Here is an 18257-nt window from a genome sequence, read left to right as displayed (position 1 = left end):
GAATCGCCGAAACCGATGGCCGCGCGGCCATTCGGAGTGCACCGGCCGTCGGGCGGCCCGTGTGACGTCGGATCGGATAGGAGCGTTCATGGCTCGATTCCCCAAGCCGCCGGAGGGCAGCTGGACACAGCACTATCCCGAGCTGGGAACCGGACCTGTCTCGTACGAGGACTCCATCAGCCCGGAAATCCACGAGCTGGAACGAGAGGCCATCTTCAAGCGCGCCTGGCTCAATGTTGGCCGTGTCGAGCAACTTTCGCGTACGGGTAGTTACTTCACCAAGGAACTCAAGGCCGTCAACACCTCGATCATCCTGGTGCGCACGAAATCCGGGGAGATCAAGGCCTACCACAACGTGTGCCGTCATCGGGGCAACAAGTTGGTGTGGAATGACATGCCGCTAGAGGAGACCAGCGGCGTGTGCCGCCAATTCACCTGCAAATACCACGCCTGGCGGTACGACCTGGACGGCAACCTGACGTTCGTGCAGCAGGAGGAGGAGTTCTTCGACCTCGACAAGAGCCGCTACGGGTTGGTGCCGGTGCATTGCGAGGTCTGGGAAGGCTTCATCTTCGTCAACTTCGCCAAGCAGCCCGAACAGTCGTTGCGGGAGTTCCTCGGGCCGATGGTCACCGCGCTGGAGGGGTATCCGTTCGACCGGATGACCTCGCGCTGGCACTACCGCTCGGAGGTCAAGGCGAACTGGAAGCTCTACATGGACGCGTTCCAGGAGTTCTATCACGCCCCCGTGCTACACGCGAACCAGTCGCCAACCGCGTACTCGAAAGCGGCTGCCGAGGCCGGTTTTGAGGCCCCGCATTACCGACTGGAAGGCCCGCATCGGCTGGTCAGCACGTCGGGAGTGCGTGCGTGGGAGATGGCGGCGGAGATGCGCAAGCCGATCGAGGACATCTGCCAGAGCGGCCTGTTCGGTCCATGGGACAAGCCGGATCTTGGGAAGCTGCCCGCCGGGCTCAACCCGGCGAAATGCGATCCATGGGGGCTGGACTCCTTCCAGCTCTTCCCCAACTTCGTGATCCTGTTCTGGGGCCAGGGTTGGTATCTGACGTACCACTACTGGCCAACCTCCTACAACTCCCACCTCTTCGAGGGCACGTTGTATTTCCCGCAGCCGCGCACTCCGCGCGAACGCGTCGCCCAGGAACTCGCGGCCGTTTCGTTCAAGGAATACGGCCTGCAGGACGCGAATACGCTGGAGGCGACTCAGAGCATGATCGAATCCCAGGTCCTCGACCGGTTCCTGCTCTGCGACCAGGAGATCCTGATCCGGCATCTGCACAAGGAGACCGCGGCGTGGATCGATCGGTATCGTCGCACCGCTACGGCGGGGGTGTGACCGCGATGTCTCCCATGCTGCCAAGCGAATTCGCCGACCTGGAGCAATTCGCGGACTGGTGTCTGCCTTCCGAACCGGAGCGCTACGCCAAGAGGCTGGCGAGCACGATGACGGAGATGAAGGCCTTTTACGACGCGATCACGCCACGCGCGGAAGAGGCCCTCGCGTATTGCGACAAGTTCTCCCTCGACGACCTCCCGGATGACGTGCTGAATCTCATGCACCTGCTGTATTCGATGATCATGGTGTCGTTTCCGGTGGAGTGCTGGAAGCAACCCCGGGTACCCGACTCCGGTGCGTCCACGCTGGATTGCGTGTCCGAGCCCGTTCCATGACCACCGTCCTGCGGGCGGCGCGGTGGGGCGACGTGGTCGACGGCCAGGTTCGCTCACCCGCGGTCGTGGTGGTAGAGGGTGAGCGCATCGCCGCCATCAATCCCGAAGGCGGCGTGCCGGATTGGGCGACGGTCATCGACCTGGGCGACGTGACGCTGCTGCCGGGCCTGATGGATATGGAACTCAACCTGCTGATCGGCGGCCCCGGTGGGCCGGAGGGCTTGCCGTCGCCGATGCACGGTGTCCAGGACGATCCGGCCTATCGCACTTTGCGTGGCGCGGTCAATGCGCGCACCACCCTGGAGGCGGGTTTCACCACCGTGCGCAACCTGGGGTTGATGGTGAAGACCGGTGGTTACCTGCTTGACGTTGCGCTGCAGCGCGCCATCGATCAGGGTTGGCACGCCGGGCCCCGCATCTATCCCGCCGGCCACGCCGTCACCCCTTACGGCGGGCACCTGGATCCGACGGTTTTCCAGCGGCTCGCGCCCGGCGTCATGCCGCTGTCGGTGGCCGAGGGCATCGCCAACGGTGTCCCGGACGTGATCGCTTGTGTCCGTTACCAGATTCGCCACGGGGCGAAGCTGATCAAGGTGTCGGCCTCCGGCGGGGTCATGTCCCACAGCACGGCACCGGGAGCCCAGCAGTACTCCGACGCCGAGTTCGCCGCGATCGCCGACGAAGCCCACCGGGCCGGCGTGCGGGTGGCGGCGCACGCCGTCGGCGACGGCGCGATCCAGGCGTGCATCCGGGCCGGCATCGATTGCATCGAACACGGATTCCTGGCCAGCGACGAGACGATACAGCTGATGGTCGACCACGGCACCTTCCTGGTCTCCACCACGTATCTGACCGAGGCGATGGCGGTCGACCGGATCGCACCGGAGCTGCACAAGAAAGCCGAAGAGGTGTTCCCGCGGGCGAAAGCCATGTTGCCCAAGGCGATTGCCGCCGGAGTACGGATCGCGTGCGGTACCGACGCGCCGGCGATTCCGCACGGCCACAACGCCAAGGAGCTGGGCGCGCTGGTGAAGCGCGGCATGACGCCGATGCAGGCGATCCGGGCGGCCACGGTCGTGGCCGCGGAGCTCATCGATGCCGACGACGAACTGGGCCGACTGGCGCCCGGCTACCTCGCCGACATCATCGCGGTGCCCGGCGATCCCGCGCAGGACATCGACGCCACGCTCGACGTGCCGTTTGTCATGAAGGGCGGCGAGGTTTTCAAACAGGGAGGCAACCATGGAACTCACCGATAACATCCTGTGGTTGCTCAAGCAGGCTTTCTATTACTCGCTGACCACCATCAACGACGCGATGCGAGTGCACGGTGTCAGCACTGCCCAGATCGGTGTGTTACGCCAACTCGCCAATGAGCCCGGCCTTTCCGGCGCCGAACTGGCCCGCCGCCTGTTGATCAGCCCGCAAGGGGTTCAGCTCGCGCTGACCGCGCTGGAGCGCCGCGGCCTGGTGGAAAGAAAGCGCGATCCCCAGCACGGCCGCATTCTGCAGGCGTACCTCACGGGGGAGGGGCGCAAAGTCGCCGCAACGGTCGTCAACAACGCGATCGCCGCTCACGAAGAGGTGTTCGGTGTCCTCAGCGAGCAGGAGCAGCAAACCCTGCGTGAACTGCTGGGCCGGGTGGTCGAAAAGGGCACCGGCCACGAGCTTTTCAATGACCGCGTGGAGAACTGAAGACCAGTATCTAGTACTTGATATTAATCGCAAGTAGTTGATACTGTTTGGGAGATGCCAGAGCCCAGAGCGACCGCCGCGTCAGGGTCGCACGATGGCGACGGGGTCGTGACCGAGGAAGTGACCATAGAGCTGGACCGGCGCGCCACGACGGTGGCCTACTGTGCGGGCGATACCTTGCTGCAGACCGCCCGCATGGCGGGCTTGGCCGCACCGTCCTCGTGCGAAACCGGCTCCTGCGCAACCTGCATGGCGCGGCTGACGCAGGGCAGCGCCCGAATGCTCAACAACGACGCACTCGATGACGACGAGGTGGACGACGGGTGGGTCCTGACCTGCCAGGCGTTGCCGACCAGCCGGACCGTGCGCGTGGTCTACGAGTGAAGGGGAGAACAACCGCAATGGGGCGCAGTCGATGAGCCGGGTGGCCGTGGTGACGGGCGGCGCCTCGGGCATGGGCGAAGCCACCTGCCACGAATTGGGCCGGCGGGGACACAAGGTCGCGGTCCTGGACGTCAACGAGCAAGCGGCGCAGCGTGTCACCGATGACCTGCGTGCCGAGGGCGTCACCGCGATCGGAGTGGGTGCCGATGTCACCGACCGGCCCGCGCTCGAGCAGGCATTCGCCAAGGTCCGCAGCGAGTTGGGCCCGGTCACCGTGTTGGTGACCAGCGCCGGGCTGTTCGGCTTTTCGGCCTTCGCCGACATCACCGCCGAATCGTGGGCGCGGATCATCGACGTCAATCTGACCGGGACGTTTCATTGCTGCCAACTCGCGCTCCCGGACATGGTCGATGCGAATTGGGGCAGGATCGTCATGATCTCGTCGTCAAGCGCTCAACGTGGCTCACCGTTCGCCGCCCATTACGCGGCATCCAAAGGCGGTGTGATCACCCTGACCAAATCGCTTGCACGCGAATACGCCTCGCACGGGATCACCGTTAACAACATCCCGCCGTCGGGCATCGAAACCCCGATGCAGCATCAGGGGCAGGCGGCCGGTTACCTGCCGTCCAACGATCAGATCGCCGCCAACATCCCGTTGGGCTATCTGGGCACCGGGACCGACGTCGCCGCGGCGGTGGGATTCCTGTGTTCGGAGGAGGCCAGATTCATCACCGGCCAGGTTTTGGGCGTCAACGGCGGAGCGGTGTTGTGACATCGATCAGGAGGTTCAGATGACGCGATCGGGCAGGCCACCGGAGGGATCCTGGACCGAGCACTATCCCGAACTGGGCACCGGCCCGGTGTCATTCGGCGACTCCACGTCGCCGGAGTTCTACGAGCTCGAACGCGAAGCGATCTTCAAACGCGCCTGGCTCAACGTCGCCAGGGTCGAGGAGTTGCCCCGCGTCGGCAGCTACCTCACCAAAGAGCTCGAGGTGGTCCGGACTTCGATCATTCTGGTGAAAGCGCGAGACGAACGCATCCGCGCCTTCTACAACGTCTGTCGCCACCGGGGAAACAAGCTGGTGTGGAACGACTTTCCCGCTCAGGAGACCCGAGGCACCTGTCGGCAATTCACCTGCAAGTACCACGGGTGGCGCTACGACCTCGAGGGGGCGTTGACATTCGTGCAGCAGGAATCCGAATTCTTCGACCTCGACCCGTCCGACTACGGGCTGCGACCCGTGCGCTGTGACGTCTGGAATGGGTTCGTCTTCATCAACTTCGATGCCCAACCGCGACAGAACCTGCGCGAATTCCTCGGGCCCATGGTCGCGGGTCTCGACGGGTACCCCTTCGACAAATTGACAGAACGCTACGAGTGGGTGGCGCACAACAACAGCAACTGGAAAATCTTCGCCGACGCGTTCCAGGAGTACTACCACGTACCTTCGCTGCATCCGCAACAAGTGCCTCCCGACGTACGCGACCCCAACACTGGATTCACCTGTGGGCACTTCCAGCTCGACGGTCCGCACCGGCTGGTGTCGACCGCCGGGCGGCGACGGTGGCTGCTGCCTCCCGAGTACATGTATCCGATCGAGCGGGCCACCCAGAGCGGGCTGGTCGGCCCGTGGCGCACACCGGATATCGGTGCGCTACCGCCTGGCCTCAACCCGGGTGGCATCGAGCCATGGGGCATCAGCAATTTCCAGATCTTCCCCAACATCGAAATATTGATCTACGGCGGCTGGTATCTGCTCTACCGGTATTGGCCGACCTCACACAACACGCATCGCTTCGAGGCCTATACCTATTTCCCCCCGGCCCGCAGCGTGCGCGAACGCATCGAACACGAAGTGGCGGCGGTGGTGCTCAAGGAGTTCGCGCTGCAGGACGCCGGAATGCTCGGTGGCACGCAGGCGGCACTCGAATACGGCGTCGTCGATGAGTTTCCACTCAACGACCAAGAGATCCTGGTGCGTCACCTGCACAAGGTCGTCACGGACTGGGTCGACGCGTACCAGCGCGAATCCGCTTCGGCGCCGGCAGGAGTGTGACCCATGTCAGACGCCCTGCTGCCCAGCGCGTTCGCCGAATTGGAGAAGTACGCCCAACAGTGGTGCCTGGCAACCGAAACCGAACGCTGGAATGCCCGTATCGCCAGCACGATGCCCGAGATGCGCGAGTTCTACGACGCGTTCTTCCCACGGCTTGAAGAGGCCATCGAATACTGCGACAAGTTCCCGCTCGACAACGTGCCCGACGATGCGCTCAACCTGCTGCACATGATCTATTCGTTGATCATGGTCGCGATGGCGGTGGAGATCATGAACCAGCCCGCACCCGTCAGCGCCGCCGACGCGGTCATGATCCGCACCGTCGAGCCGTCGCCCTGAGGCGGGCATTGATCAGGAAGGACAGGCCATGAGTCTGCTCACCATCAACAAGCTCACCGCGTCCGTCGGCGCGGAGGTCAGCGGGCTCGATCCAGGCCGCCTGGCTTCCGGCGACCCGGTCGGCGAGGCGGTCCTGGATGCTTTGGAGGACAACGGAGTTCTGGTCTTCCGCGGTTTGCAGCTCGATCCAGAGGCCCAGGTGAGTTTTTGTCGTCTACTGGGCGAGGTCGATCACTCCGCCGACGGCCACCACCCGGTCGCCGGCATCTACCCCATCTCACTGAACCCGGCCAAGAACTCCTCGGCGGAAATCTTGAAGGCCACGTTCGACTGGCACATCGATGGATGCACGCCGCTCGACGACGAGTGCCCGCAGAAGGCCACCGTCCTGTCGGCGGTGCAGGTGGCCGAGTGGGGTGGCGAAACCGAATTCGCCAACTCCTATGCCGCCTACCACGAACTGACAGAAGAAGAGAAGGATCGCTACGGGTCGCTGCGCGTCGTGCATTCGCTGGAGGCCTCTCAGCGGCGCGCCCATCCTGACGCCTCGCCAGAACAGGTGGCCCGCTGGCGATCCCGGCGCACCCATGAACACCCGCTGGTGTGGACACATCGCAGCGGCCGCAAATCGCTGGTGCTGGGCGCGTCGGCCGACTACGTGGTGGGCATGGATCTCGATGAGGGCCGAGCGCTGCTTGAGGAGCTGCTCGAGCGCGCCACTGGAACGGACAAGGTGTACAGCCACCACTGGTCGGTGGGCGACACCGTCATCTGGGACAACCGGGGAGTGCTTCACCGCGCGGCCCCCTACGACCCCACCTCGCAGCGCGAGATGCTGCGCACGACCGTGCTCGGTGACGAACCGATTCGATAAATCGGTCCGCGGGTTGCCTCTTTGTGGCACGGTTGGCATGTGTTGAGAAAAGCGCTGACCGCCGCGGCGACCGTACTGGGCGGTGCCGGAACCGTTCTCGCGCCGCAGGCGTTCACGCCGTTGGCCGCCGCCGATCAGGACAACTACGTGGCTTTCCTGTCCCCGTCACGCAACATCAGCTGCGAGATCGACTACCAGCGTCGCGGTCTACCCGACGAAACGTTCTGCTTCACCTTGTCGCCACCGGCGTCCGTACGGATGGACACCGGTGGGGGCCTGTCCCGCTGCGCGGGGGTGAGCTGTCTGGCCAATCCGGCGGAGGGCACTCCGATCCTCGGTTACGGGCAGACGATGGGAGCGGGCCCGTTCACATGCCGGTCGGAGACCGGCGGGGTGACGTGCACCGTCGTTTCGGGTCGCGGCTTCACCATCTCGAGCTCGGGGATCGCACCGGTCGGCTGACCACAGCGTCCGGCCCCGTCAGCCGCCCCGGGCCTCGATCATCGCCGAGCGATTGACCTTGGTCGCCGCGGTGCGGGGAATCGCGTCGACGAATTCGACGGTCTTGGGGGCCTTGTAGTGGGCAAGCCGGCTCTTCGCATACTCGATCACCTGCTCTTCGGTGAGCGTCGCACCGCCGGCGAGCTGCACCACCGCGTGCACCCGGCGTCCCCATTGCGGGTCGGCAAGGCCGATGACGACGACGTCGGCGATGTCGGGATGTCCCGCCAAAGCCGACTCAACTTCCGCCGGAAAGACATTCGCGCCGCCGGTGACGATCATGTCGACTCGGCGGTCGACGATGTAGAGGTAGCCATCCTCGTCCAGGTAGCCGATGTCGCCGGCGGAGCGGAAGCCATCTTCGGTGGACGGTAGCGGCGCCGCGCCCCCCACGTAGCGCGATCCCGCGCTCATCGGTGCGCGCAGGTAGATCTCGCCGTGTTCACCGGGACCAAGCTGTTTCGTTCCGGCGTCGAGGATCCGGATCTCGGTATCCCGGAAGCCGCGGCCGACACTGCCCGGGTGGGCGAGCCACTCGTCGCCGCGTAGGGCCGTGAGCCCAAGGTTTTCGGTCATGCCGTATGCCGACACGATCTGCTGCGGGCTCAGCAGTTCGAACCAGGTATGCATGAGCGACGGCGGCATCACGGCGGCGCCTTGCAGGATGAACACGATGCTGGACAGGTCCCGCTCCCGGACATCCGGCCGGGCCGCGATGCGCGCCAGCATCGTCGGCGTGGCGGTGAAGTTGGTGATCTTGAAGCGTTCGATCACATCCAGAACCAGTGCGGCATCGAACTTTTCCAGCACCACCAAACGGTCGCCGGCCAGCAGGAAGAAGAAGGTGGCGAAGCCGTTCGTGTGATACATCGGCGCGGGCACCATGATGGTCTGTGGCTGAGCGATCGGGGTCCAGTTCGACAGGAACGGCTCGCCGTGCTGGGGGGTCCATAGCGACGGCGCAAGGCTGAGGATCACTTTCGGTACCCCGGTCGAACCGCTGCTGCAGATTCCGTTGACATGGGGGGAGACGGCCTCGGGCAGCGCGTCGGCGGATTCGCCCGCCGCCTGCTCCTCGAGGCGCCACCGACTCACCTCGTCCACGACGACTGCGGGGTTGATCACCTCGCGCACCCTGTCTCGCTCCCACTCGGGTAGGTCCCAGTGCATGGGGACGGGAACGGCGCCGATCTTCCAGCACCCCAGGGTGGCCAGCACCAGGTGAATTGAGTTCGGGATGGCCAGCGCGACAAGGGAACCGGTTTCCGCGCCGTAGGCGGCCAGTGCGCGGCCCCACTGGTTGGCGCGGGCGTCGAGTTCACCGAATGTCAGTGACTGCGCGGTGCCGTCGAGGCCGACGACGGTCACCCCGATGTCGTCGCGACGCTGTTCGGCGAGCTGTTGAAGTTTGGTTCCGAAGGGGATTCCGTCCGCTAACGGGTTGGCCGATTCTTCGGCCGCGGCAGGTTTGGTCACGCCGATACCGGCCCACTGAACAGTGTCTCGAAGGAGCCGTCCGGGACGCCCGGGATGAGGCGCAACGCGAGCGCCTCGCCGCTCAGCGGCAGACGGATCAGCGGCTGGGTATGCCGGTCGAGCACGCTGACATCGGACTCATCGCAGAAGCCCAGCGCGCCGAGCAGTTGGTGCGAGGTGCGTAGCACCTGTCGCGCGGTGTCGGACGCCTTGAGCCGAAGGACCAGCGCGTCCGCCGAACGAACCTCTATGGGTAGCGATTCCGGACGGCAGATGGTGAATTTCGCCAGTTCGTGCAGTCCGCGCACCGCGACCGCGGCCTCCGCCACGGCGAAGCGGACGGCCTGAAAGTCCGCCAGTGGCTTACCGAACTGAATTCGGGCGCGCACATGATCGGTGACGATTTGCAGCGCCTGCTGCACCGATCCCAGAATCCGCCATGATCCCAGCACGAGATGAAGGTTAACGTCGCCGGCCGGAACAGTTCCATCGGGTTCACCGAGGGAAGCGGGCACCAGGAACGGACCGAGCTTGGCGTTGGTCCGCGAAGCCGGCCGCGGCTGATACCGGGTGCCGTCGAGGTCGGCGGCGATCCAGTCACCGGGCAGGTCGCCATGGTCGATGCGCGGCGCATCGGGATCGACCAGGGCAAGGCGGGCGCCGTCGATCGCCAGCAACTCTTCGACGAGGGGATAGGGCAACGCCGTAGCGCCGGCGGCGCGGCACAGCACGGCCGCGGCGAGCAGGTCGTCGGGCGCCGATCGGACATCGAGCTCGAACCCGCCGACCTCGGCCAATGCCATCCGCGCCGCGTCCCGGATGCCGTCGTCGGCTTCGGCGCGCAACGCTGCCTGCGGCCCGCCCAGCCGACCCAACCGCTTGGCCGCGACCGCAGCGAAGTCGCTGATGTCTTGTGGCAGATCAGTTTTCACCGGTGCTCTCCCAACACGTCCCGGGCCACCAACATCTTCTGCACTTCGATGGTGCCCGATGCCACGGTTGCGGCCTGCGCGTAACGCCAATGGTCTTCGATCGCCCCGTGCAGCGCGGCGCCGGCGCCGCTGTCCAGCGCGACCGGGCCCAACACGTCGAAAAGTAGCTCGGCGACCTGCTGGTCGCACGTGGTGGTGGCGATGCGGGCCGCACTGGCCGCCGCGCCCGCCGACGGGTCATCTTGCAGCGACACGGCTCGATAGGCGAGCAGCCGGGCCACCCGTAGATCGACAAGCGCCCGCACCCACCGCGAGCGAAGCGATTCGGGAAGCGCGCCCCAATCGTCGCCGAGCTGGGTCCTCATCCGCTCGAGCAACGATTCGCAGCGCGCGTAGCGGGCGATGCCCACACGCTCGAATGCCAGCGCCTCGCGCATGACCCGCCAGCCGTCGCCCACCTCGCCGAGAACATCACCGGGGAACGCCTGCACGTCGTCGAGGAACATCTCGTTGAGGTGATGCGGCCCCAGCATCGACCCGATAGGCCGGACCGTGAAGCCGGGCCGATCCATCGGAATCAGAAAGAGTGTGAGCCGCCTAGGCTTTGGGGCCTCGGGGTCGGTGCAGGCCGCCAGCACACACCAGGACGCCATCAACGCGTACGACGTCCACACCTTTTGTCCGGTGATGCGCCAGCCGTCTCCGTCCGGCACGGCACGGGTACGCAACGAGGCGAGGTCGGTGCCGGCCTCCGGCTCGGAAAAACCCTGGCACCAGATTACGTCGCCGGCGGCGATGGCGGCCAGGTGCTTGGCCTTCTGTTCGGCGGTTCCGTAGCGCATCAGTGCCGGGCCCACCCAGTTGATCCCCATGTATTGGGGACCGCGGGGCTCGTGCTGGGCCCACATCTCCTCGCGCAGCACCGTCTGCTGCCACACCGAGCCACCGCCGCCGCCATGCTCTTTCGGCCACGCGAGCGCCAGCAGGCCTTCGGCGGCCAACAATTTGCAGAACGTCTCGGTGGTGGCGAGATCCTGCGGGTTCTCGGTACAGGCGCCCAGGAAGTCGGCGGGGATGTGGTTGGATACCAGCTCGCGCAGGTGGTTTCGCAGTTGTGCGGCGTCATCGCCGAGGTCGTAATCCATCGTCGTCATCCCTTCGGCAGCCCGAGCAGCCGCTCGGCGATGATGTTGCGCTGGACCTCCGATGTTCCGCCGTAGATGGTCGCGGCCAGCGCGTCCTGGCGTTCGAAGAGCAGATCCGGGTCGCTGAGCGACTGCGTCCCTTCGGCAACGGCGGCAAGCTCCCAAACACGTTGCAAAGTAATCGATCCCAACAGCTTCATGGTGTCCGCTTCGGGGCTCGGCCGGCCCGCCAATTCGTTGCCCAGGGCGCGGTATCCGGTGGCCCGCAACGCTTCGGCATCGGCCAGCAGGGAACCGAGCTCGGTGCAGATATCCGCGGTCGGCTGTGCCCTGCGTACCGATTCGAGTCCGCGCTTGATCTCGACCCAGTTCATGATCCAGATCATCTGGCGTTCGTGGTGCAACGACGACAGCGCGACGTTCCACCCGCCGTGGAGCGGGCCCAGCAGGTTTTCCATCGGAACTTCGACATCGTCGAGGAAGACCTCGCAGAATGTCTCGTCGGAAATCGACGCCATGCGGATGGGCTCGATGCGGACCCCCGCCGAATGCAGGTCCAGGATCAGGCAGGAAATGCCCCGATGTTTCGGTGCCTCCGGATCGGTGCGGGCATACAGGGTGCACCAGCGCGACTCGTGGGCTTGGGTGGTCCAGATCTTGTGGCCGTTGACCCGAAACACGTCTCCGTCGCGTTCGGCGCGCGTGCGCAGGCCGGCGAAATCGGATCCGGCTTCCGGTTCCGACATTCCCAGCGCCCACCATTCGTCACCGCGCAGCAGGGGAGCCAGCAGGCGGTCGATCTGGGCGGGGGTGCCGAACTGACGGATGCCGGGTGCGGCCACATTGGGGCCCGCGATGTTGGGCAGCTTGGGCGCGGACCGCAGCGCCGCCTCGAGCCGGACCTCCATCGCATCGCGCAGACCCAGCGATCGGCCGCCGTGTTCGCGCGGCCAGGTCGGCTGTATCCATCCGGCCTCGAAGGCCGCGCGCTGGTAATCGCGCCGCAGCTTCAGGTCCCAGCGGTACTCGCGATAATTCTCGTAGTAGTCCTTCGGCAGAAACTCGCTCAACCAGGTGCCGAATTCGTCGATGACCGCGGTCATGCCGCGCCTCCCGCGAAACGGCGGCCCACCTCGTGATAGAGCACGCGGCTGTCGCCCAGCATCGCGGCGGCCTGCCAGGCGTGGCGGACATAGAGGTGGGCGTCGTGCTCCCAGGTCTGCCCGAGCGCTCCGTGCACTTGGACCGCGGTTCTCGCACAATTGGCGGCCGCGTCGCCGGCCGCCGCCTTGGCGAGCGCCGCAGTGGTCCAGGCGTCCGCGGGCGTCGTGGCCGGATCGCCGAGCCGGGCGGCTGCGGCGTAGGTGAGGCTGCGGGCGCGCTCCAGGCCGACGTAGTTGTCGGCGAGCGCGTGCTTGATCCCCTGGAACGCGCCGATCGGGGTGCCGAACTGACGACGCGTCTTGGCATGCTCCACGGCGCGGTGCAAGGCTGCGCTCGCCGTGCCTACCAGGTCGGCTGCCGCGGCCACCAACGGCGCCGTCAACGCGCTTTCGATATCGACAGGCGCGGTAGCCAACGGCTCTGCGTCGACCTCGACCTCTGCCAGCGGGTGCGCGGGATCCGTCGATTCGCCCGCGATCACGGTCACCCCGTCGCCGCAGCGCGCGACCGCCACCACTGTGCCATCAGGGCCGCTGTCGGCGCGCGCCAGCGTGACGAGCAGCTCGGAGCGGGTCAGGTTGGGGACCGCGACCGCGCGGCCGCGCAGGCGCCCGCCGCGCAGGGTCATCGGCACCCCGGGCAGCCGAGATCCCCTGGGGTGCACGGCCAGGGTGGCGACGGCGCCGCCGGCGATGTCGTCGAGAACCGCGTCGAGACCCGTGCCCCGCAGCGCACCGGCGGCCAGGCCGACACTGCTCAACAACGGGATCGGCGCGATGGCGGCACCGCATTCCTCGAGCACTACCGCGAGCTCGACCGGTCCGTAGTCGCCGGCCCCGGGCGCGGCCAGTTCCGTCCAACCGAGATCGACCACCGTCTTCCACAGCGTGCGCCACCGCTCCGGATCCGTCATCGCCTGGCGGGCGGCGTCGGGCGGGCACTCGGTGCGTAGGACGTCGCGCACCGAGTCGCGCAGCGACAACTGCTCCGAATTCAGTCCGACATCCATAAGACCCCTAACATAATAAAAATAGTAAACTAGCGGCCCTGTCGCAATCGCACAGGAACAAGCGCATAGGTGGGTGCATGGTCGAGTGGTATGTGTTCCTGCCGCAGGTGCGGCTGTCGGCGACGGACATCGTGGAGCGGGCACGCCACGCCGAGGCCAGTGGCTTCGACGGCATGGCGTTCATCGATCATCTCGAGGCGCCCGGTCTGCCCGATGAAAGCATTTGGGAGGCAATGGGCATTGCGAGTTGGGTGGCGGCCAAGACGGAGCGGCTGCGCATCGGCCATCTGGTGCTTTGTGATGCCTTCCGCCACCCCGCCGTGCTGGCCAAACAAGCCGTCACCCTGTCGGACGCATCGGAGGGCAGGTTCGACCTGGGCCTCGGTGCGGGGTCCTGGCCCGCGGAGTTCACCAGATTCGCCGTCGGCCAGCAGGACGCGGTCGCCCGGGTCGAGCAGCTGGATCGGCACCTGGCGCTGCTGCGGCAATACTGGGGTGACGATCCGGACGCCGGCTCGGCTCCGCAAGCCCCGCCGAGGTCCCATCCCATACCGCTGGTCCTGGGCGGCACCGGGCGCCGGATGATGGAACTCGTTCGCAGATACGCGGATTGGTGGAACCTGCCGGCGAACCACCTCGACAAGTTGCCCACGCTGGCCCCGGCGGCCGGCACGGCCCGGCTCTCCGTTCAGCAGATGGTGGGATTCGTACGATCGGGTACCGACCCCGACGCGGTGCGCGAGGTCAGCACGCGGCGGTTCGGCAACCTGGGCGCGGGGCTGGTGTGTGGCGATGCCGACGAACTCATCGGCCACTTCACCGGGCTGGCGTCCCAGCGCGTCGAGCGGTTCTACGTGTGGTTCGCCGATTTCGCCGTTCCCGATTCCCTGCACGAGTTCGGCGAAACGGTGATCAAAGCGTTCCCGGCGCCGTAGCCGTCAACCCCGTTGCTCTGCGCGCCGCCGCGCTTCCGTGGGAACGACCGGCGGCCGGGCGAACGGTCCGCGCTGGACCGCGCTGAGCCGGATCTCCGGCAGGTCGACCGACGGGTCGACGGTGTCCAGCCAGGCCACCGCTTCCGCCACATCCGAGACCTGGATGGCGTACATCTCGAAGGGAACGTCGGAAAGCATCTCGGTTTCCACCGGGCCCGGGGTGACGATGTGGACGCTGATGCCGTCACGGTCGACTTCCAGCGCCAAGGCCCGGGCGAAGGCGTTCATCCCGGCTTTGGACGCCGAGTAGGCGGTTCGCGCCATCATCGGTTCGTGCGCCGCCGACGACGAGATGAACACGAACCGCGAACCCGCGCGCATCCGGGGCAGGGCGGCGGCGGTCACCACGAAGCACGAATCCAGATTGGCCGAGATGATGGTCCGCCACTGCTCGAACGTCTGTTTGCGCGCGTACGTTCCACCCAGCGTGCCGGCGGCGTGGACGACCAGGTCGATCGTCTCCAATGCGCTTGTCGCGGCAGCGAATCCGTCCGGATCCGAGGCATCGGCCACGATGTGGCGCGCGCCGATCTCCTCGGCCGCCGCGCGCAACGGGGCCTCGCGACGCGCCGCCAGCACCACGTCGTAACCCAGCTCGGCCAACTTGCGACCGCACCCTTTGCCGATCCCGCCGCTGCCGCCGGTGACCAATGCGGTTCTCACGGGCTGCCTCTCAGGTTTGGCGGAAATCCCGCGTCCGCGACAATGCCTGCGGCGACAGCGCGTGAATTCGTTGATCGTGCCGACCGGAGAGCACGTAGGTCTGGGTGTCGGCGAGATGGCGGCCCGCGATGCGGCGCGCCCGGTCGACGTCGCCCTCCGCTATGGTCTCGGTCAGCTTGACGTGGGTGCTGAGCACCGCGCGGCGCTGGGCCAGCGAGGGGTAGGTGCCTCGTGCCGCGCTCTCGTCCGCCCACTGTTGTTCGTGGCTGGTCCACAGCGTCTCCAAGCTGCCGACCACCGCGATGATGGTGTGGTTTCCACAGCGGCGGACCACGAGATCGTGGAATTCACGGCCGATTTCGGTGAACAGCCCGCCGTCCTCGATGTTCTCGGCCATGGAGTCGTTGACCCGGTTGAGCTCTGGGACCAAGGTGTCCGCCCGGTCCGGCCGGCGGGCGGCCAGCGCGGCGCAGGCGGGCTCGAGTTCCTGCAAGGCCATGCCGAGGTCGGCGACCGCTACGGACTCGCTCTGCAGTAAGAGCCCGAGCATGTACGCGGCGCTGGTCTTCGCCGGGGCGTGCACAACGGCGCCCCCACGATTTCCCCGTCGCACCGAAACGAGGCCCTCGGTTTCCAGAATCCGCAGCGCTTCGCGCAGGGAAACCAGACTCACGTTGAACTGCTCGACGAGCACCTCTTGACGCGGCAAGAGATCGCCGTCGGCGAGGTCACCGTTGATGATCTGGCGGCGCAACTCGTCGGCTACGATTTCTGCGATCCGCGGCGCCGACAATCGGCGACGGGCGTCGCTCCCAATTCCCAAGGCGGTCATCCGATCCTCGATGCATAGCAACTCGTTGGCTTAGCTATTTTAGCAGTACTGGTATAAACAGCTTCTTCGATCGCGTGTCGATCGGGAGGGCGGGTGTAAGTGAGCGAGCGGTCCGACAGCCGGCCCACACCGCTGCACGACCTGCGTGTCGTCGAGATCAGTGACCGGATCGCCGGCAGTTACTGCGGGAAGCTGCTGGTCGACGCCGGGGCGCAGGTGTGCAAAATTGAACCGCCGCAAGGCGATTGGCTCCGCCGGTATTCCGCCACCGGATCGCCGGTGCCGGACGGGGAGAGCTCGCCGTTCTTCGCCTACCTCAATGCCGGCAAGCGCAGCATGACTTACCCGCCCGACGTGGGGCGCTTCTCCGCCGAACTGTCCGCCGCGGACGTGGTGGTGGTCACTGCCGGCCGGGAGCAGGCCGCGGCGTTGGGCGTTGACCCGCAGCGGCTGATGGCAGACTGTCCGCGCGCAATCATCGTCACGATCTCCGACTTCGGCTGGACCGGACCGTACGCCGACCGTGCCGCCAGCGAATTCACCCTGCAGGCCTGGGCGGGCTCGCCCGGCTTCCGCGGCGATCCGGCGGGGCCGCCCATCGCGATCGGCGGCGACCTGGGGGAGTACATGGGCGGCGTCTACGCCGCGTTCGGCGTACTGGCCGTGCGCCGCCGTGTTGAGCGCGGTGGCCCCGGTGAGCACCTCGATCTCTCCATGCTCGAGGCGTTGACCGCGATGCAGAGCAGCGAATGGCTGCACTCCCAGCTGCTGCGGGTGCCCCCGATCCGCCGGACGCTCGAAGTGCCATCGATCGAGCCCGCCAAGGACGGGTACGTCGGGATCACCATGGTCACCGGCCAGCAATGGCTCGACTTCCTTGCCATGGTCGAATGCCCGCAGCTCGAGGAGATCGAACAGCTCCGCTTCCAGATCGGCAGGTGGGCCTATCGTGACCTGATCCGCGAACAGATCGGCCCATGGCTGGCCGAACGCACCGTCGAGGAAATCGTCGAACTCGGCCAACTGTTCCGGCTGCCCATCGCGGCGCTGGGCAACGGCTCGACGATCCGGGAGATGGAATACGTGACCGAGCGCGGGGCGTTCGTCCGCAACCCCGCCGGCTTCCAGCAGCCCCGGCCACCCTGGTTGATGTCAGCTTGCGCGCCCGCCCCGCCACGGGCCGCCCCAGCGCTCGGCGAGGCCTACGACGAGACCGTTTGGCCCCGAAGCGAATCCGCGGCGGCCGCGACGCCGGTCGGGCTACCCCTGGCGGGTGTGCGCATCGTCGACCTGACCGCGTTCTGGGCCGGTCCTGCGGCCACCCACCTGCTGGCCGCGTTCGGCGCCGACGTCATCAAGGTGGAGTCGATACAGCGCCCCGACGGCATTCGATACTCGGGCGGCATGCGCACCGACGTCGACGATTGGTGGGAGTACGGCTGGGTCTTCCACGCCATGAACACCAACAAGCGTTCCGTCACACTGGATTTGGGCTCCGAAGACGGGCGCCGCCTGTTCACCGAGCTGGCCGCCGGCGCCGACGTGGTGATCGAGAACTTCTCCCCGCGCGTGATGGACCAGTTCGGCCTGACGGCCGATGCGCTGCTGAACGTCAACCCCAAGCTCGTCGTCGCCCGGATGCCCGCGTTCGGGCTGGACGGACCGTGGCGGGACCGCGTCGGATTCGCCCCCACCATGGAGCAGATCGCCGGGCTGGCCTGGGTGACCGGGCTGCCCGAGACTCCGCCGGTCACACCGCGCGGGGCTTGCGATCCGCTGGCCGGTGTGCACGCGGCGTTCGCTGTGTTGGCCGCGCTGAATTTCGCCGAACGCACCGGGTCGGGGCTCCAACTCGAGCTGCCGATGCTCGAAACGGTGCTGAACGCCACCGCGATACAGGCGATCGAATCCGAGGTCTTCGGGATAACCCTGACCCGGCGGGGCAACCGCGGTCACGGCGACTCGATCCAAAACATCTACCGGTGTGCGGGCGACGACGACTGGATTGCGGTCACCGTGCGCGACGACCGGCAATGGCGTGCCCTGGTCGAGGTGATGGATCGACCGGCGTGGTGCGACGAGGAGCTGACCACCGTCGCCGGGCGGCGACAGCGGGCCGACGACGTCGATCGCCGGCTGGCGGATTGGTTCGCCCGCCAACCCCTCGACCCGGCGGTGGAGCGGTTGGCCGCCGCCGGCATCCCCGCCGCACCGGTGGTGTCGCCGTCGTTGGTCATCGAGAATCCCCAATTGCGCCATCGGGGATTCTTGGAGACCCTGGATCACCCCAGCACCGGCGCCGGTCTCTATCCGTGCCCGCCGTTCGCCCAGTTGGCCGGCCAGGACAGGTGGTTGCTGCGGCCACCGCCGCGGCTGGGCGAGCACAATGAAGAGATACTGCGCGAGCGGTGCGGGTTGACCGACGAAGAACTGACGCGCCTCGCAACCAGCGGGGTGATCGGGACCCGACCCAAGGGGTTGTGAGAAGTGGAG

General features: G+C 66.6%; 17 protein-coding genes and 3 pseudogenes. 12 read left to right on the top strand and 8 right to left on the bottom strand.

From position 1 onward, the window contains the following. The first annotated feature begins 88 nt into the window (after positions 1-88). The 10 genes and pseudogenes from H7J89_RS17955 to H7J89_RS17910 all read left to right on the top strand — a co-directional run bounded on the left by H7J89_RS17955 (position 89) and on the right by H7J89_RS17910 (position 7509). Positions 89-1357: an aromatic ring-hydroxylating oxygenase subunit alpha gene (locus H7J89_RS17955; protein WP_264045165.1), complete on the top strand. Its 1269-nt coding sequence runs from the start codon at positions 89-91 to the stop codon at positions 1355-1357. Further along, complete coding sequence (locus H7J89_RS17950; protein ID WP_197089730.1) at positions 1354-1692, top strand: hypothetical protein; 339 nt, start codon at positions 1354-1356, stop codon at positions 1690-1692. Before H7J89_RS17955 ends, H7J89_RS17950 begins: the two co-directional genes overlap by 4 nt. Next, complete coding sequence (locus tag H7J89_RS17945) at positions 1689-2951, top strand: metal-dependent hydrolase family protein (protein ID WP_264045163.1); 1263 nt, start codon at positions 1689-1691, stop codon at positions 2949-2951. The genes H7J89_RS17950 and H7J89_RS17945 overlap by 4 nt, the downstream gene beginning before the upstream one ends. Continuing rightward, positions 2935-3387, top strand: a complete 453-nt coding sequence (locus H7J89_RS17940; RefSeq protein WP_264045161.1) for a MarR family winged helix-turn-helix transcriptional regulator — start codon at positions 2935-2937, stop codon at positions 3385-3387. Before H7J89_RS17945 ends, H7J89_RS17940 begins: the two co-directional genes overlap by 17 nt. Positions 3388-3504: 117 nt before the next feature. Beyond that, a pseudogene (locus H7J89_RS17935) lies at positions 3505-3771 on the top strand (2Fe-2S iron-sulfur cluster-binding protein); the annotation flags it as partial. A 31-nt stretch (positions 3772-3802) separates the two neighbouring features. Further along, a complete protein-coding gene (locus tag H7J89_RS17930) occupies positions 3803-4546 on the top strand; it encodes an SDR family NAD(P)-dependent oxidoreductase (protein ID WP_264045158.1) in 744 nt (247 codons plus the stop codon). Between the two features lie 19 nt (positions 4547-4565). After that, positions 4566-5834 (top strand): aromatic ring-hydroxylating oxygenase subunit alpha, encoded by a 1269-nt coding sequence (locus tag H7J89_RS17925; protein WP_264045156.1) that lies wholly within the window; start codon positions 4566-4568, stop codon positions 5832-5834. Between the two features lie 3 nt (positions 5835-5837). After that, positions 5838-6173: a hypothetical protein gene (locus H7J89_RS17920; protein ID WP_264045153.1), complete on the top strand. Its 336-nt coding sequence runs from the start codon at positions 5838-5840 to the stop codon at positions 6171-6173. A gap of 28 nt (positions 6174-6201) precedes the next feature. After that, entirely contained in the window at positions 6202-7047 is an 846-nt protein-coding gene (locus tag H7J89_RS17915; protein ID WP_264045151.1) for a TauD/TfdA dioxygenase family protein, read from the top strand. Positions 7048-7086: 39 nt separating this feature from the next. Beyond that, positions 7087-7509: a hypothetical protein gene (locus H7J89_RS17910; RefSeq protein WP_264045149.1), complete on the top strand. Its 423-nt coding sequence runs from the start codon at positions 7087-7089 to the stop codon at positions 7507-7509. 18 nt (positions 7510-7527) lie between these two features. Here H7J89_RS17910 and H7J89_RS17905 read toward each other — a convergent pair whose 3' ends face one another. The 6 genes and pseudogenes from H7J89_RS17905 to H7J89_RS17885 all read right to left on the bottom strand — a co-directional run bounded on the left by H7J89_RS17905 (position 7528) and on the right by H7J89_RS17885 (position 13274). Continuing rightward, on the bottom strand, positions 7528-9024 hold the full coding sequence (locus H7J89_RS17905) for a class I adenylate-forming enzyme family protein (RefSeq protein ID WP_264045147.1): 1497 nt from the start codon (positions 9022-9024) through the stop codon (positions 7528-7530). Further along, positions 9021-9956 (bottom strand): acyl-CoA dehydrogenase family protein, encoded by a 936-nt coding sequence (locus H7J89_RS17900; protein WP_264045145.1) that lies wholly within the window; start codon positions 9954-9956, stop codon positions 9021-9023. The genes H7J89_RS17905 and H7J89_RS17900 overlap by 4 nt, the downstream gene beginning before the upstream one ends. Beyond that, positions 9953-11110: an acyl-CoA dehydrogenase family protein gene (locus H7J89_RS17895; RefSeq protein ID WP_264045143.1), complete on the bottom strand. Its 1158-nt coding sequence runs from the start codon at positions 11108-11110 to the stop codon at positions 9953-9955. The genes H7J89_RS17900 and H7J89_RS17895 overlap by 4 nt, the downstream gene beginning before the upstream one ends. Continuing rightward, positions 11107-11520 (bottom strand): annotated as a pseudogene (locus H7J89_RS26020) (acyl-CoA dehydrogenase family protein); the annotation flags it as partial. The gene H7J89_RS17895 and the pseudogene H7J89_RS26020, both read right to left, overlap by 4 nt. 60 nt (positions 11521-11580) lie before the next feature. Then, positions 11581-12204, bottom strand: a pseudogene (locus tag H7J89_RS26015) (acyl-CoA dehydrogenase family protein); the annotation flags it as partial. Beyond that, the gene (locus H7J89_RS17885; protein ID WP_264045140.1) at positions 12201-13274 is read right to left on the bottom strand and encodes an acyl-CoA dehydrogenase family protein; all 1074 of its coding nucleotides are present in this window, start codon (positions 13272-13274) and stop codon (positions 12201-12203) included. The gene H7J89_RS17885 and the pseudogene H7J89_RS26015, both read right to left, overlap by 4 nt. Before the next feature lie 77 nt (positions 13275-13351). Here H7J89_RS17885 and H7J89_RS17880 point away from each other — a divergent pair, with 77 nt between their 5' ends. Then, a complete protein-coding gene (locus H7J89_RS17880) occupies positions 13352-14209 on the top strand; it encodes an LLM class flavin-dependent oxidoreductase (protein WP_264045139.1) in 858 nt (285 codons plus the stop codon). Between the two features lie 3 nt (positions 14210-14212). On the opposite strand, the gene H7J89_RS17875 is transcribed toward H7J89_RS17880, so the two are convergent. Continuing rightward, the gene (locus H7J89_RS17875) at positions 14213-14932 is read right to left on the bottom strand and encodes an SDR family oxidoreductase (protein WP_264045136.1); all 720 of its coding nucleotides are present in this window, start codon (positions 14930-14932) and stop codon (positions 14213-14215) included. A 10-nt stretch (positions 14933-14942) separates the two neighbouring features. Then, entirely contained in the window at positions 14943-15764 is an 822-nt protein-coding gene (locus tag H7J89_RS17870; RefSeq protein ID WP_264045134.1) for a FadR/GntR family transcriptional regulator, read from the bottom strand. A gap of 99 nt (positions 15765-15863) precedes the next feature. On the opposite strand from H7J89_RS17870, the gene H7J89_RS17865 reads away from it, so the two are divergent. Continuing rightward, positions 15864-18248: a CaiB/BaiF CoA-transferase family protein gene (locus H7J89_RS17865; RefSeq protein ID WP_264045132.1), complete on the top strand. Its 2385-nt coding sequence runs from the start codon at positions 15864-15866 to the stop codon at positions 18246-18248. Positions 18249-18257 lie beyond the last annotated feature (9 nt).

The sequence above is a fragment of the Mycobacterium paraffinicum genome, assembly GCF_025822865.1.
GTDB lineage: Bacteria > Actinomycetota > Actinomycetes > Mycobacteriales > Mycobacteriaceae > Mycobacterium > Mycobacterium paraffinicum.
This window is presented reverse-complemented; position numbering and strand designations above follow the sequence as displayed.

Excerpts from the sequence above, each read along its gene's own strand:
- H7J89_RS17955 (WP_264045165.1), top strand. The coding sequence starts at position 89 with ATGGCTCGATTCCCCAAGCCGCCGGAGGGCAGCTGGACACAGCACTAT.
- H7J89_RS17945 (WP_264045163.1), top strand. The coding sequence starts at position 1,689 with ATGACCACCGTCCTGCGGGCGGCGCGGTGGGGCGACGTGGTCGACGGC.
- H7J89_RS17940 (WP_264045161.1), top strand. The coding sequence starts at position 2,935 with ATGGAACTCACCGATAACATCCTGTGGTTGCTCAAGCAGGCTTTCTAT.
- H7J89_RS17930 (WP_264045158.1), top strand. The coding sequence starts at position 3,803 with ATGAGCCGGGTGGCCGTGGTGACGGGCGGCGCCTCGGGCATGGGCGAA.
- H7J89_RS17925 (WP_264045156.1), top strand. The coding sequence starts at position 4,566 with ATGACGCGATCGGGCAGGCCACCGGAGGGATCCTGGACCGAGCACTAT.
- H7J89_RS17920 (WP_264045153.1), top strand. The coding sequence starts at position 5,838 with ATGTCAGACGCCCTGCTGCCCAGCGCGTTCGCCGAATTGGAGAAGTAC.
- H7J89_RS17915 (WP_264045151.1), top strand. The coding sequence starts at position 6,202 with ATGAGTCTGCTCACCATCAACAAGCTCACCGCGTCCGTCGGCGCGGAG.
- H7J89_RS17895 (WP_264045143.1), bottom strand. The coding sequence starts at position 11,110 with ATGACGACGATGGATTACGACCTCGGCGATGACGCCGCACAACTGCGA.
- H7J89_RS17885 (WP_264045140.1), bottom strand. The coding sequence starts at position 13,274 with ATGGATGTCGGACTGAATTCGGAGCAGTTGTCGCTGCGCGACTCGGTG.
- H7J89_RS17880 (WP_264045139.1), top strand. The coding sequence starts at position 13,352 with ATGGTCGAGTGGTATGTGTTCCTGCCGCAGGTGCGGCTGTCGGCGACG.
- H7J89_RS17870 (WP_264045134.1), bottom strand. The coding sequence starts at position 15,764 with ATGACCGCCTTGGGAATTGGGAGCGACGCCCGTCGCCGATTGTCGGCG.